Raw genomic sequence first — 13,683 nt, forward strand, 5'->3', positions numbered from 1 at the left:
GATAGACCATTACATTTATATATGAGTTACCAAGTGTTTCCATGTTTAACCTAGAGCTTCTGAATCGTACTCCCTGTGAAAAAATCACCCTGCAGCCGCACATGCTCAAAAGGTAAATGCGGATTCGCAATCCGCCATAGCATGCGATCTGCTGCGCGATAGCCAGCCTCTCGAATCGGCAGCTGAGGGCGAGAGCAGAGCGGCAGCGTGTCGCTCTGCTCATTCAGCAGCGCAACCAGCGAGCATTGCTGAGGTACGTTAACGCCTAATCGGCGAAGCGTGTGATACACAGGCGCTGCCTCCTCATCAATGCCGCAAATCACAGCCGTCGGTTGACGCAGATGATACTTCCTCTCAAAATCCTGCAGCCATGCCTCCGAGCCATCTCGGTCAATCGCGTGCTCACCAGGATCCACATTTATCCCAGCTTCCTTCATTGCTTCCGAGAAAGCCTGCCAACGGATGACGAATCCGCGTTGATCCTTCGTGTCACCTACATAAAGGATGTTTCTGTGGCCCATGCGCACCAGCCTTCGCACCGCCTGATAAACCGCCTCATACACATCCCAAATGACACTGTCGACCTTAGACTCAGGTGGCGGAAAATTCAATAGAATCCGTGGGAGCTGCAGTTCCAGCAGCTTTTGCTCCAAGAGATCCCAATTCATCCGTGGTGCAATAAACACACCTTCTGCATACAGCAGTCCTTGATCCTCGGCCCAGTCATCGAATTGAGAGGGCTTCAGTTGAGGCGGTATGAGAAGAGGCTGAACCGTGTGGCCAAACTCCATGAAGCGTTCATGCAAGCCTTGCAGCAGCAGGCGATTGAAGTTTAACGATTGTTTGTTCTGAACGAGCACGAATCTGCGTTGTACAACGGGATACGGTGAGATGAGATCCTGCTGAAGGGTCTGTTTCTGATCTTTGGTCATGTAGCCAAGCTCACGCGCGAGCTTGAAAACCTCACTTCTTGTCTGCTCTGACATACCAGGCAGTCCGCGCAGCGCTTTGGATACCGTTTGAATCGTTAAGCCGAGCTGGGCGGCCAAATCGTGGAGTGTAATTCGTTTGCGCATACGTCTGAGATGTCTCCTTTTCTGCTACCTTCTGTATCTCTAATTTTAAACTAAATTTAAACTAAAAAGAAGGTTGTTTTTAAACTACACTAAGAGAGAAGAAGTGAACTGAGAGGCATATGGCATGCCAATAAATGAACAAAGGGAGCGAAGTCAGATGATCAAACAGATAGAAGCAGATGTGGTTGTTGTAGGGGGAGGTCCAGCGGGTGTTAATGCAGCAATTGCGGCAGGTCGAAGCGGGGCCAAAACCGTTCTCATAGAGAAATACGGCTTTATTGGCGGGATGTCCACCGCAGCGCTGGTGTATCCTTGGATGACGTTTCATACAACGGATGGCAAGCAGGTTATTGCGGGTCTCGCGCAAGAAATCATTGACCGCCTCATGGCGATGAACGCATCCCCAGGACACCTTCGTGATACCGTCGGTTTTGTGAATACGATAACACCTTATCATCCAGAGATTTATAAAGTGCTTGCGGTAGATATGTTGAAAGAAGCTGGCGTTAAGCTGCTTTTCCATAGCTTTGTGGATCATGTTGAGACCGTGGACAATCGCATTCAATCGGTGCAGCTAACGTCCAAATCCGGCAGAATTGATGTACGTGGCAAAGTGTTTATTGATACAACAGGTGACGCTGATCTTGCATACTTGTCTGGTGCGCCGTGCTTAAAAGGACGTGATGGGGATAAAGCAACACAGCCGATGACTATGAAATTTAGAATGCGCGGTGTAAATCTGCCTGCCGTGAAACAATACATGATCGATCACCCGGATGAGTTTTATAAAAAGACGCCTTTCTCCGAGCTCGCTGATCTCCCTCTGTCTGGTGTACTCGGCTATTTCAAACACTGGAAGGAAGCGAATCTGCCGATTAATCGCGATCAAGTTCTTTTCTTCACCGGCCCAGAGGATGACGAAGTACTGGTCAATACCACGCGTGTGCAAGGACTCGATGGCACCAATGTGGAAGATCTGACAGAGGCTGAGGAGCTTGGACGTAAGCAAGTGTTGATGGTTGCTGAGTTTATGCGAAATAACCTGCCAGGCTTTGAAAAAGCCTCCATTTCCAACGTTGGCGCACAAATTGGTATTCGTGAAACGCGCCGGATCGACGGTCAGTATGCGCTGCAAGTGGATGATGTCGTGCAAGGCCGTCATTTTGATGACGTTATCGCACGCAGCGGCTACCCGATCGATATCCACGATCCGTCGGGCAAAGGCGTAACCGCAGCGTGGGTCAAAGGGGACGGCGCCTACGACATCCCGTACCGCTGCCTGCTGCCGCAAAAAATCGAAAACCTGCTCACCGCAGGTCGCTGCATCTCGACTACGCATGAAGCGCTTGCGACCACGCGACTTACGCCGAGCTGTATGGCCACGGGTCAAGCTGCAGGCTCCGCAGCCGGACTCGCTGTGAAGCACGGCGTGCTTCCAGCGGAGATTAATGTTGCCGAATTGCAGGCCGTCCTTGAGAAGGATGGGGCCTTGTTGAAGTAATTAGTTGTTCAATTTAAATTTAACGTGAAAACCTACAGTTAATTTTCTGCACTTTTAATGTTTTTCCACATGAAATGGAAAACCTCCAGCTATTTTTCGAGTTACTACCGCATTTGCGGAAAATCCTCGGAATTAACGGGAGGTTTTCCATTTATTTTACTATTTCAAGCGAAAACCACAAAATTAGCTGTAGCTTTTCCAGTTAATCCTGCCAAAGGACGTGATGGAGGTTAGGCGCCCGAATACACCCCCTCCAATCAGGGAACACTAGCACATACATCATCAATCGTGTGAGAGAGGCGAGTCCCTATGCTACTATACCAATTAACCCAGTGGTTCGAAGAACGCTCTACCTTACAGCAAGCGCTGCAACGTGAACCGGCAGAATCCGCCGATGTCATCCATCAGAAAATCCAGGAAGTCGAACAACAGCTACACGCTCACGCCGAACGTTGGAAAAACGCCATCGAAGAAGCCTCTTACCTGCAATTCCCCTATGAAGCCCCACATTTGGACGACGACATGGTCCTTTAACGATCCCTTGTTTGTCTATCCATGGTTCATACCGGCTCAATAATTCGATGAAACGCTGCACAAGTCGTCCCTCATGGGAGGGCTTACCTTTGTATTTCTTCCATTTTCGTGTAGAATTAGAGGGCACGATAATTGAGAATAGAACGAGGTTTTTTGCATATGAAGGTACTTGTATCCACACTGAACGCCAAATTCATTCATACCTCCTTGGCTTTGCGCTATCTGAAAGCGTTCTGCGAGAAGGATTTTGATGTTGAAATATCCGAATATACGATTAAAGACCCCGTCATGAATGTCGTCTCTGACATCTACCAGAAGGCGCCGGATGTGCTGGGCTTTTCCTGTTACATATGGAACATCGAAGAGACGATTAACATTATCAAAATGATCAAAAAAATCAGACCCGAAATCCTCATCGTCCTTGGTGGACCTGAGGTTTCTTATGACACGGACTACTGGATGGAGCGCATTCCAGAGGTTGATTTCATCGTCATGGGCGAAGGGGAAGAGACGTTCCACCAACTGCTTACCGAGATCTCAACAACTCGCAAATACCACTTTGTCTATGGCGTTGCTTATCGGAAGGAACAAGAAGTGATTCTGATGCCGGGCAGACCGAAGCTGAAGCTTGATGATATCCCATCGCCGCATCGCTTCAAGGAAGATCTTCCGAGCCTAGCCAATCGTGTTGTCTACTTCGAGACGAGCCGCGGCTGTCCTTTCTCATGTCAATTCTGCCTATCGAGTATCGAGGTGGGTGTGCGGTATTTTGACATGGAGCGGACGAAGGCGGATCTGCTGTACCTGATTGATTCGGGCGCGAAGCTGATCAAATTCGTAGATCGTACGTTTAACATTAAGCGGGATTATGCGATGGAGATTTTCGAGTTTCTGATCAAAAATCATCGAGGCACCGTTTTTCAATTCGAGATTACGGCGGACATCATGCGTCCAGAGGTGCTTGACTATTTAGCTGAAAATGCCCCTCTAGGGACGTTCCGTTTCGAAATCGGCGTTCAATCGACGAATGACACGACGAATGACCTCGTGCAGCGGAGACAGAATTTCTTCAAGCTGAGCCGTACGGTGTCTAAGGTGAAAAACAGTCTCAAAATCGATCAGCATCTTGATCTCATCGCTGGACTACCAGAAGAGGATTATAACTCGTTCCGTAAGACGTTTAACGACGTATTCGAGCTAGGACCGGAAGAGCTGCAACTCGGCTTCCTCAAAATGCTGCGCGGTACAGGCATGCGTAACGATGCCCATAAATATGGCTATATTTATATGGATCACGCACCTTACGAGATTCTCGGCAACGACATCCTGCCATTCACGGACTTGATTCGCATCAAGCGCGTGGAGGATGTGCTCGAGAAGTATTGGAACGCCCACCGTATGGATCACACGGTGAAGCACTTGATCGCCCACGAATTCGCTTCGGCGTTCGATTTCTTCCAAGAGTTCGGCGACTTCTGGGAAGGCCGCGGCTGGCAGAAGATCGGGCATCAGCTCGAGGATCTGTTCACGCGTTTGCACGAGTTCCTGATGCATCGCGGAACGTCAAACATGCACATCATCGAAGGCCTGATGAAGCTCGATTACTTCCTCGGCCATAAATATAAGCCGCGCAAAATCTGGTGGGACTTCACCTTGGAGAAGTCCGAACAGAATGCGTACCTCAAGCTGATTGCTGAGCAGCCTGAGCTCGTCAGCGGAGACTTCCATAGCCTCCGCATCAACGAAAAAGACCTCCACAAGCATGCGATGCTTGAGGTTTTGCCCTTTGCTTTGCAGACGTATCTGCAAAGCGGCGAGATCGACCAAAGCAGCAAGGAGCTGCTTGTCGTGCATTTTCCGCCTGACGCGCAGAAGCCGGCGTCCTACTATACGATGCCGCTGCAACAGCTGGCAACGATCTAATCTTCCATGCCCTTCACGAACGCCGTGAGGGGTATTTTTTGTCCCAAACTGGGTAATCTAGGGTAGTTAAAGCAGATTGAGATTGAGAGGAGAGCGAAATATGATTGAAACGAAACATTCACAACTTGAAGAACAAATCATCCAGGTACTGAACGCCAATCGCGTCTGCTCCTTCGCTACGATTGACGGTAACAAGCCTAAAGTGCGCTACATGGCCTTGTTTCACGAAGGGTTGGAGATCTATTTAACGACGAGTAAAAAAACAGATAAGGTGGAGGAACTCCAAGAGAATCCCCATGTGAATATTCTTGTGGGATATGACGGTAAGTCTACGCCAAATATTTTGCAAATTCAGGCTACAGCTACGATTTCTTCGGACAATGCCCTTCGGGAGAAGCTATGGAATGAGGATATGAAGCAATGGTTTGAGGGGCCGCATGATCCTAACTACGTCGTGATGGACATTACTCCGACTTATATCGAATATTCGAGTCATGGCTCCGAGCCACAGGTTTGGAGGAAATAACACTGATTCGCAGCCTACTGAACATTTCCCTAAAAAATCCATTGACCACAGGCAAGGTTCAGTGATAAGATTATAAAAATTTACCTATGGATCAATCAAAGGAGAGACTTTGAGCTACGCTCAAAGATCCCTATATTTAGGAGGGAATTGTAAAGTGGCTACGTATTATATGGAACCATCGCGTACGTTTAGTGAGTTTCTGTTGATTCCTAACCTGACGACGAAGGCATGTACACCGGCGAATGTAAAGCTGAAGACTCCGCTAGTCAAGTTTAATAAAGGTGAGGAGCCTGCGATCTCACTGAATATCCCGTTTTCTTCTGCTGTCATGCAAGCCGTATCCGATGATGGAATGGCTATTGCATTGGCGCGTAGTGGCGGGATTTCGTTCATTTTTGGCTCTCAGTCGATCGAAGAGCAAGCACTGATGGTGCGTAAGGTAAAAGGGTACAAGGCTGGTTTCGTAGTAAGCCGCTCCAACCTGACGCCTGAGCATTCGCTTAGTGATGTGCTAACCTTGAAAGAAGAGACAGGCCACTCGACAGTTGCGATCACAGATGATGGCACAGCGAACGGAAAATTGCTGGGGATCGTAACGGGCCGTGACTACCGCAAGAGCCGCGATCCGCTAGATCGTAAGATTTCGGAGTTCATGACGCCTTTTGAGAAATTAATTTATGGCAAGTCTGGCATTTCTCTGTCGGAAGCAAACAACCTAATCTGGGATCATAAGCTGAACTGCTTGCCGATTGTCGATGACAATGGAAATCTCGATACGCTTGTTTTCCGTAAGGATTATGATGAGCACAAAGAGAATCCGATGGAACTTCTCGATAAGAATAAGAGCTATATTGTTGGTGCTGGAATCAACACGAAGGATTATTTGGAGAGAGTACCAGCACTGGTTGAAGCGGGCGTAGACATTCTAGTGATCGATTCTTCGGACGGTTACAGCGAATGGCAGCATGAGACCGTGCAGTATGTGAAACAGAATTTTGATGTGAAAATTGGCGCGGGTAACGTTGTTGATCGTGAAGGATTCCGCTATTTGGTAGAGTCAGGTGCTGACTTTATTAAAGTGGGGATCGGCGGCGGTTCTATCTGTATTACGCGTGAACAAAAGGGTATCGGCCGCGGTCAAGCTTCCTCTGTGATGGAGGTTGTGGAAGCGAGAGACGAATACTTTAGAGAAACTGGTACGTATATTCCGATTTGTTCGGATGGTGGTATTGTACACGACTACCATGTGACCCTTGCTTTGGCGATGGGAGCTGACTTTGTTATGTTGGGCAGATATTTCGCTCGTTTCGATGAGAGCCCGACAAGAAAGCTTAAAGTGGGTAACAACTACGTGAAAGAATACTGGGGCGAAGGCTCCAATCGTGCCCGTAACTGGCAGCGTTATGATACAGGCGGCAAGAGCAAGCTTCTGTTCGAAGAAGGCGTGGATTCCTACGTTCCTTATGCGGGAAGTCTGCAAGAAAACTTGGACAAGACGCTGGGTAAAATCAAATCCACGATGTGCAACTGCGGTTCCTTGACGTTGGATGAACTGAAAGCTAATGCGAGAATCGCGCTAGTTTCCGCGACAAGCCTTGTTGAAGGCGGAGCACATGACGTTATTCTCAAAGAAAGCAGCCTTTCAGAAGAAGGGTAGCTCAAAATAAAAGCTCTCTGACAGTACCCGTTAACCGCGGCTGCTATCAGAGAGCTTTTTTCATTTTAGCTAACAAAAATCAATTATGGTAAGTAACTGCGAATCACCGTCATGCTGCCTTCGAGGGAATAGCTGCCCAAATCGGCAGGAAGCAAGAAGCAGTCGCCAGGCTTAGTTGCGATTTGACCATCAGCCCATTGCAAAGTCCCGTTGCCATCGGCAATCACAAGGATTACGAAGCTATCTGGCGTCGTTGTGAGCTCCCATTGCGGTCCTACAAGACCCTTTTCCACGGTGAAAAAAGGAGAAGAAGCGAGCGTCAGCCATGTGCCAGCTTCCGTCAAATCTGTCTTCATGCGTGTGGAGCCTGAACCTTCATAGGCGATGACATTCAGCGAGTCTTCGATATGCAGCTCACGCATTTTTCCGTCCAAGCCAGGACGGTTATAATCATACAATCGATACGTTGTATCGGAGTTTTGTTGGATTTCTGCTACCAGCACACCTGCGCCTAGCGCATGGACCGTACCAGCAGGTATGTAGAAGGAATCGCCAGCTTCAACAGGTACTTCTTGCAAGCAGTCCATGATGCGGTTCTCTGCGATGGCTTCTGCTAAGCTTTCCCGTGTTACACCTTCTTTCATCCCGTATATAATTTTGGCACCTGGTTTAGCGTCAAGAATGTACCACATTTCTGTCTTGCCAAGTTCACCAGCTGCAAGATTCTCATAGTGATCGTTGGGATGAACTTGAACGGATAGATCGTCTTCACAATCCAACAATTTGATGAGAAGCGGGAAACGACCATTTTTCTCTGAAAATCCTTTGGTGCCGAATAACGTTTTACCGTACTTCTCACGAATTTCGTCTAGACCTAAGCCAGCTAATTCGCCGTTGATGACTTTCGTTGTTCCGTTCGGATGATCACCTATCATCCAACCTTCACCGATCGCACCTTCCGGTAGCTCAAAGCCAAATCGTTCGAGGGTTCTGCCTCCCCAAACACGTTCTTTCATTTCAGGTTGAAATTGCAGCGGGTATGATTTCAAAAACAATCCCTACTTTCCCCTAGTCTCTTCTATGTTTCTGTCATTTATACTCTCTAGCATTATATCATGTAGCTATCTTTTTTCTAGAGCTAAGAGATACGGCGCGGAGGCGCTGCGATTGGCAAATTGATACCGCAGCACTTGAAACTCTGCGAGCGGCAGGCTCTCTGCCCAGCGTTCGACCGCTGCGGCTTCTTCAGACCCGCCATCGTGCCCGCTGTACAGCACGACGGTCACGATCCCGCCTTTGCGCAGCAGGCGGAGGGCAGCTTCTAGAGCAGGAATCGTCGATGCCTGCTCGGTGATAATAGCTGTATCGGCTCCTGGCAAGTAGCCGAGATTGAAGGTGACCGCGGCGACCTTGCCGTGGCGGTCTTGGGGCACCGCCGCTTCCATGAGCGCATGGCTGCATAAGCTCATGGTTACTGGCGCGTCTGGCAGCTCTTTCGCCAGACGCTGCTCGGTTTGATCCAGCGCGGCCTGCTGGATATCGAAGCCGTAGACGCTGCCGCGAGCGCCTACGAGCTTCGCCATGAACAAGGCGTCCACGCCAGTACCGAGCGTGGCATCGATAACGATATCACCAGGCCCAACGCGCTGTCCGATTAGCTGGTGTACATAACTCAGAACTGAAACGAATCCCATGTGTTGAGTGCCTCCAATGATTGCTTGCTAACGCATTTCTCGACAATTTCCCAGGAAATATGGAACGAGAGGACGCAACCTCAAAATTTCCGCGAATGGTCAGCTGTTAGCAACGCTTGCTTTCTCAGCCCAATATTTCCCTTGCCATGTATTTCTCTCCAACAACAACTTGTCGAAAGCATTCAACACTTCCCACTTCTTGAGACTCCACATCGGTCCGATCAATAGATCCCGCGGGGCATCTCCTGTGAGTCGATGAACGATCATTTCAGGTGGCAAAATTTCAAGTGTATCTACTATTAACTTGACGTATTCATCCTTTTCCAAGAATTGCAGTAAGCCAGCTTCATATTGTTTCACCATCGGTGTTTTGCGCATGAGATGAAGCAAATGGATCTTGATGCCTTGTACATCCATTTGAGCAACAGCTTTGCCTGTATCCAGCATCATTTCTTGGGTTTCCCCTGGTAAGCCATAAATAATGTGTGCACACACGCGGATATTATGTTTGCGCAGCTTAGCTACAGCATCCAGATAACATTGGGTATCATGAGCACGATTGATCAGCACCGAGGTGGATTCATGTACCGTTTGCAGACCCATTTCCACCCATAAATAGGTACGTTGATTCAATTCTGCCAAGTATTCAATAACATCATCCGGCAAGCAATCCGGCCGCGTGGCAATTGACAAGCCGACGACACCAGGCTGCTTCAAAATCTCTTCATAATATTCTCGCAGCTCCTCAACGGGCGCGTAGGTATTCGTATAAGCCTGGAAATAGCCAATATAGTTGGCTTCGGTCCATTTTTGATGCTGCAAATCGCGAATCTTATTAAATTGTGTGACGAGATCATCGCGGCGGCTCCCTGCAAAATCCCCTGAACCTCGGGCGCTGCAGAAGGTACATCCGCCTGTTGCAATCTTACCGTCGCGGTTTGGGCAGGTGAAGCCAGCATCTAGCATAACTTTGAAAACTTTTCCTCCGAAAGCATCGCGCATTTCATAATTCCATGTATGGAAACGCTTATCGCCCCAAAGCTGAGGTGATTCCTGAATCATTGTAGACATAGGACATGTATCCTTTCTTTCTGTTGCTTCAAATATGAGAATATAGGTTTTACCTAATAATATGGCTATATTTCTCCATAAACGCCCCGTCTTTGGAGGACAGTGTTGTCGTTTATTTTGTTTCAAGCTATATTGTAGCGAAATTTACGCATGAAAGCGACCCCTGCCTTTCCAACAAGTTCCCCGATAAAACCTCTCATATGCGAGCATGATAACCTTGCACCACAATTACGAGCTGAGAGGGGAAATTGACTACATGAAAAAGTTTCGTACGATAACTTTGGCGGTAGCATTGACAACAGCTTTAAGTATGGGGGCAGCAGGGGTTCAGGCAACGCATATGGATACCGGGAATGCGATCGGAACGGGATCACCAATTGGGACATTGGGGACTACGACATCAACGGGTTATACGGGAAGCAATTATGATGCGACTTCACCGGGAATGGGACTTGGCATCGGCTCTCAGAATTTTAGTGGAAATGGAACGAACGGAGTCTATAATGGAAATTTAACGACTCCTAACACGTATTCAGGCTATGGAACAACCACAAGGGGTACAGGTGTCATGGACCATATCAATGGGTATGGAACAAACCCAGTTGAAAAAGGGGCAAATGCGGTTGAGAGAGGTGTCGAACGCGGAGCCAATGCGGTTGAGAGAGGTGTCAATCGCAGCGCGAACATGGTTGACAGAATGAGTACGAAAAGCATATCGACAACCCCTCCAAGCACTACTTCTTCTTATCGAGCTTATTCAACAACCGATACGTCTAGGGGCATGAATTGGGGTTGGTTAGGTCTAGTAGGTCTATTAGGCTTAGCTGGATTGCGAAGCAATAATAGTAAAAGAGACGAAAGCTATAAATAAACATTTGAACTTCTAAATTAGCGGAGCACCTTCCATTTTGGAGGGTGTTTTCTTTCATTCTTCCATTCATCTACTAGAGGAAAGCTTTGATTTTTTTTATAGAATCGACTATGATTTGTATTCGAAAGCATGTACGTGTAGGAGGCAAATGAATAATGCGTTTACGGGGCAGAAAAGGTATCAGAGAAGATATAGAACGTCAAAAAGAACTCGTTGTATTAAATGCCAAGGATTATAAGGGCAAATGGGCCGAGTTATTCGGAAACAATAACCCGATTCATGCCGAGCTTGGGATGGGCAAAGGGCGCTTTATTAGTGAAATGAGCAAGAAGTATCCGAACATCAATTTCATTGGTGTGGATATGTATGATGAGTTGATTCGAAAAGCAAGTGAGAAAGCCAAGGTTGCTCACGAAATTACAGTGGAAAATGAAGAAGATGCTGTGCTAAGTATTCCAAATCTTAGGTTGATGCTTTTCAATATCGAGCATATTGAGGAGGCTTTTGCTGAAGGTGAGCTAGAGCGTGTGTATTTGAACTTTAGTGATCCTTGGCCGAAGAAAAAGCATGCCCGCAGACGTCTAACGCATCCAGGATTTGTTACTAAATATCAACAAATTTTGAACGCGAAAGGCGAAATTCATCTGAAAACCGACTCGCAATCCTTATTCGAATTCTCTTTGAATTCGTTTGCTGATATGGGTCTAAGAATGCGCAATATTTCGCTGAATCTTCACGTGGATGGGATTCATCCTGATCACGTGATGACCGAGTACGAAACGAAATTCGCTGGGCAAGGCATGAATATTCATCGTTGTGAAGTTGTGATCGGACAAGAAGCATTATCCACACATCAAGAGCAGTTGAAGCAAGCCGCTGCTTCTGCCTTAGCCGCTGAATCGAAAGAATCAGCTGAATAAGCTGCAAGCCAAACAGACTTATCCAGGTTGCCAATGAGCAGCAAGGATAGTCTGTTTTTTTATCCTAAAAGTTGGAGAATCACTTCCGAACCATCACCCGCAGGCAAGTCGCTCCTCTTATGTCGAATGGAAACCCGTTTGGCCTGCACTTCTGCATAGCGGCTAGCCAGCATGGACAACCAATGAGAGATCGTATCTGCCGATTGGATCGATTCCCCAAAGCCATGTCTGGTGAAATAATGTACATTTTCTTCCTCTTGTCCTGGAAGGGGATCATAGAATAACATGGGAATCGACTTGGCCAGTCCTTCTGAGCACGTCATCCCACCTGGCTTCGTAACGAGTAAGTCGGAGACTTCCATAAGTTTACCTATCTCTTGCGTAAATTCGAGCAGGTGAATATGCGGATGTTGATACCGCGGATCTGCTGCTAACTTCGAAATGGCTTTCTTATTATGTCCTAAGCAGAAAATAAATTGAATTTGTTCCCGCCAGGTTAGCAGATGTTCACTCAATGAATCGCCGCCGATGAGGCCCCAACCACCGCCCATGACCAATACAGTAGGCAAGGAAGACAGTCTGAACTGTTGTCGAATCAGTGTTCGATCGTGTGCTTCCCGAAAGCTTGGATGCACGGGGATTCCTGTGATTTCGACATGTGCAGCTGCGATGCCATGCACGATGAGCTTATGTTTCACATCCTCAGAAGACACCATGTATTTATTAACCTCATGACTGATCCATGTCCCATGAACATCATAGTCTGTGATAACGGTGCATAGGGGGATGTGTAAGCCTGCCCTCTTCAAACGAGAAACAACGACACTGGGAAAAGGATGTGTACACACAATGGCTTGTGGCGCCCAATGTCGGATCATTGCTGCCGTTTGGGCATAGAAAATGCGATGAAGCGCGAGCTGAGTAAGTGGATTGAGCGATTTTTGATATTGGGAACGATATAATCGTCCGTACAATTTGGGCTGCGTAGAAATAGTCTTCTTATAGGCGCTAAGAATCCATGGTGCCAATGTCGGATGGAGGAAGGAGCCGAGCTCTACCACACGCGTTTCTATGTTAGAACAGCGCTGTTCGAGGCTGCTAGCCAGCGCGAATGCAGCTTGCGTATGGCCGGCACCGAATCCTTCTGAAAGAATGAGCACTCTTCTTTTTTGCGATTGTTGTTCCATGATTTACCCCCAGAAGGCTACTGTCACTAATGATGCTGTCGTTCCAAGCAAACAACCTACGATACAATCTGAAGGGTAGTGAAGCCCCAGGTAAATCCGCGATAGCCCAACGATACCAGCAAGTGGGATCAGTACGAGTCCGAGCATGGGTAAAGCATATACGATGGGAATCATAACAGAGAAAATCGCAGTAGTATGTCCAGAGGGAAAGGAATGATCTGTCAGAGGGTTTTTATGTGTAATGGTTTGAGGATGGACGAGATAAGGGCGCAGTCTAGGATATCTTTTTTTCATTATGGCAACAGGGATATGGCTGATTGTCAAAGCGATCAGTGCTTGAATACCGGCTATACGCAGCGAGCCTTGCCCAAAGCATGCCAAGCATATGGAAATCATAATAGATGCTGTGGCACCGCCTAGATGCGTCAATTTAGTAAATAAATGATCGAGGAAATGATGTTGGATACGTTGGTTGACGAAGTGGAATAGACGTGTTTCATGATGCTGAAGCCAATGAACAACTTTGCTGCTCATGAATAACCTCCTCCTTCTTATCTAGAATTTCTCTCATCTTTATTGTACGAAGGGTTTATTAGAGGAAGATTAAATGAATGATAAATATGAATAAATTCAAATTAATGTTGCACTAATCTGGCGTTAACATTTCTATGTTAGGATGACAATTATCTTACGACACGACTCGGCGCAATATCTGCGTATGTC

13 protein-coding genes are annotated in these 13,683 nt (G+C 47.4%); 7 read left to right on the forward strand and 6 right to left on the reverse strand.

Annotated elements, in window-relative coordinates; genetic code table 11:
* Positions 1 to 50 precede the first annotated feature (50 nt).
* Positions 51 to 1,076: a LacI family DNA-binding transcriptional regulator gene (locus AC58QG_RS31330; protein ID WP_497365958.1), complete on the reverse strand. Its 1,026-nt coding sequence runs from the start codon at positions 1,074 to 1,076 to the stop codon at positions 51 to 53.
* 157 nt (positions 1,077 to 1,233) lie between these two features.
* Between AC58QG_RS31330 and AC58QG_RS31335 the strand changes: the two genes are divergently transcribed.
* The 5 genes from AC58QG_RS31335 to AC58QG_RS31355 all read left to right on the forward strand — a co-directional run bounded on the left by AC58QG_RS31335 (position 1,234) and on the right by AC58QG_RS31355 (position 7,217).
* On the forward strand, positions 1,234 to 2,577 hold the full coding sequence (locus AC58QG_RS31335) for an FAD-dependent oxidoreductase (protein WP_497365959.1): 1,344 nt from the start codon (positions 1,234 to 1,236) through the stop codon (positions 2,575 to 2,577).
* Positions 2,578 to 2,886: 309 nt separating this feature from the next.
* Positions 2,887 to 3,111 (forward strand): hypothetical protein, encoded by a 225-nt coding sequence (locus tag AC58QG_RS31340; RefSeq protein ID WP_497365960.1) that lies wholly within the window; start codon positions 2,887 to 2,889, stop codon positions 3,109 to 3,111.
* Positions 3,112 to 3,270: 159 nt separating this feature from the next.
* A complete protein-coding gene (locus AC58QG_RS31345) occupies positions 3,271 to 5,034 on the forward strand; it encodes a B12-binding domain-containing radical SAM protein (protein WP_497365961.1) in 1,764 nt (587 codons plus the stop codon).
* 100 nt (positions 5,035 to 5,134) lie between these two features.
* Positions 5,135 to 5,560: a pyridoxamine 5'-phosphate oxidase family protein gene (locus AC58QG_RS31350; RefSeq protein ID WP_497365962.1), complete on the forward strand. Its 426-nt coding sequence runs from the start codon at positions 5,135 to 5,137 to the stop codon at positions 5,558 to 5,560.
* A gap of 154 nt (positions 5,561 to 5,714) precedes the next feature.
* Positions 5,715 to 7,217, forward strand: a complete 1,503-nt coding sequence (locus tag AC58QG_RS31355) for an IMP dehydrogenase (protein ID WP_497365963.1) — start codon at positions 5,715 to 5,717, stop codon at positions 7,215 to 7,217.
* 83 nt (positions 7,218 to 7,300) lie between these two features.
* On the opposite strand, the gene AC58QG_RS31360 is transcribed toward AC58QG_RS31355, so the two are convergent.
* The 3 genes from AC58QG_RS31360 to mnmL all read right to left on the reverse strand — a co-directional run bounded on the left by AC58QG_RS31360 (position 7,301) and on the right by mnmL (position 9,982).
* Entirely contained in the window at positions 7,301 to 8,266 is a 966-nt protein-coding gene (locus AC58QG_RS31360; RefSeq protein ID WP_497366029.1) for a type I phosphomannose isomerase catalytic subunit, read from the reverse strand.
* A 72-nt stretch (positions 8,267 to 8,338) separates the two neighbouring features.
* On the reverse strand, positions 8,339 to 8,911 hold the full coding sequence (mnmM, locus tag AC58QG_RS31365) for a tRNA 5-(aminomethyl)-2-thiouridylate-methyltransferase MnmM (RefSeq protein ID WP_497365964.1): 573 nt from the start codon (positions 8,909 to 8,911) through the stop codon (positions 8,339 to 8,341).
* A 99-nt stretch (positions 8,912 to 9,010) separates the two neighbouring features.
* Complete coding sequence (gene mnmL / locus AC58QG_RS31370; RefSeq protein ID WP_497365965.1) at positions 9,011 to 9,982, reverse strand: tRNA modification radical SAM protein MnmL/YtqA; 972 nt, start codon at positions 9,980 to 9,982, stop codon at positions 9,011 to 9,013.
* A gap of 256 nt (positions 9,983 to 10,238) precedes the next feature.
* Between mnmL and AC58QG_RS31375 the strand changes: the two genes are divergently transcribed.
* The gene (locus tag AC58QG_RS31375; RefSeq protein ID WP_497365966.1) at positions 10,239 to 10,853 is read left to right on the forward strand and encodes a WGxxGxxG family protein; all 615 of its coding nucleotides are present in this window, start codon (positions 10,239 to 10,241) and stop codon (positions 10,851 to 10,853) included.
* Between the two features lie 155 nt (positions 10,854 to 11,008).
* Positions 11,009 to 11,773 (forward strand): tRNA (guanosine(46)-N7)-methyltransferase TrmB, encoded by a 765-nt coding sequence (trmB, locus tag AC58QG_RS31380; RefSeq protein WP_497365967.1) that lies wholly within the window; start codon positions 11,009 to 11,011, stop codon positions 11,771 to 11,773.
* A gap of 59 nt (positions 11,774 to 11,832) precedes the next feature.
* Here trmB and AC58QG_RS31385 read toward each other — a convergent pair whose 3' ends face one another.
* Complete coding sequence (locus tag AC58QG_RS31385; protein ID WP_497365968.1) at positions 11,833 to 12,960, reverse strand: MGDG synthase family glycosyltransferase; 1,128 nt, start codon at positions 12,958 to 12,960, stop codon at positions 11,833 to 11,835.
* A 3-nt stretch (positions 12,961 to 12,963) separates the two neighbouring features.
* Positions 12,964 to 13,494: a phosphatase PAP2 family protein gene (locus AC58QG_RS31390; protein ID WP_497365969.1), complete on the reverse strand. Its 531-nt coding sequence runs from the start codon at positions 13,492 to 13,494 to the stop codon at positions 12,964 to 12,966.
* Between the last annotated feature and the right edge of the window lie 189 nt (positions 13,495 to 13,683).

The organism is Paenibacillus sp. J22P169, assembly GCF_059691995.1.

Bases quoted from the DNA above. Each gene is read 5' to 3' on its own strand.
- AC58QG_RS31330 (WP_497365958.1), bottom strand. From the start codon at position 1,076: ATGCGCAAACGAATTACACTCCACGATTTGGCCGCCCAGCTCGGCTTA.
- AC58QG_RS31335 (WP_497365959.1), top strand. From the start codon at position 1,234: ATGATCAAACAGATAGAAGCAGATGTGGTTGTTGTAGGGGGAGGTCCA.
- AC58QG_RS31340 (WP_497365960.1), top strand. From the start codon at position 2,887: ATGCTACTATACCAATTAACCCAGTGGTTCGAAGAACGCTCTACCTTA.
- AC58QG_RS31345 (WP_497365961.1), top strand. From the start codon at position 3,271: ATGAAGGTACTTGTATCCACACTGAACGCCAAATTCATTCATACCTCC.
- AC58QG_RS31350 (WP_497365962.1), top strand. From the start codon at position 5,135: ATGATTGAAACGAAACATTCACAACTTGAAGAACAAATCATCCAGGTA.
- mnmM (WP_497365964.1), bottom strand. From the start codon at position 8,911: ATGGGATTCGTTTCAGTTCTGAGTTATGTACACCAGCTAATCGGACAG.
- mnmL (WP_497365965.1), bottom strand. From the start codon at position 9,982: ATGTCTACAATGATTCAGGAATCACCTCAGCTTTGGGGCGATAAGCGT.
- AC58QG_RS31375 (WP_497365966.1), top strand. From the start codon at position 10,239: ATGAAAAAGTTTCGTACGATAACTTTGGCGGTAGCATTGACAACAGCT.
- trmB (WP_497365967.1), top strand. From the start codon at position 11,009: ATGCGTTTACGGGGCAGAAAAGGTATCAGAGAAGATATAGAACGTCAA.
- AC58QG_RS31385 (WP_497365968.1), bottom strand. From the start codon at position 12,960: ATGGAACAACAATCGCAAAAAAGAAGAGTGCTCATTCTTTCAGAAGGA.
- AC58QG_RS31390 (WP_497365969.1), bottom strand. From the start codon at position 13,494: ATGAGCAGCAAAGTTGTTCATTGGCTTCAGCATCATGAAACACGTCTA.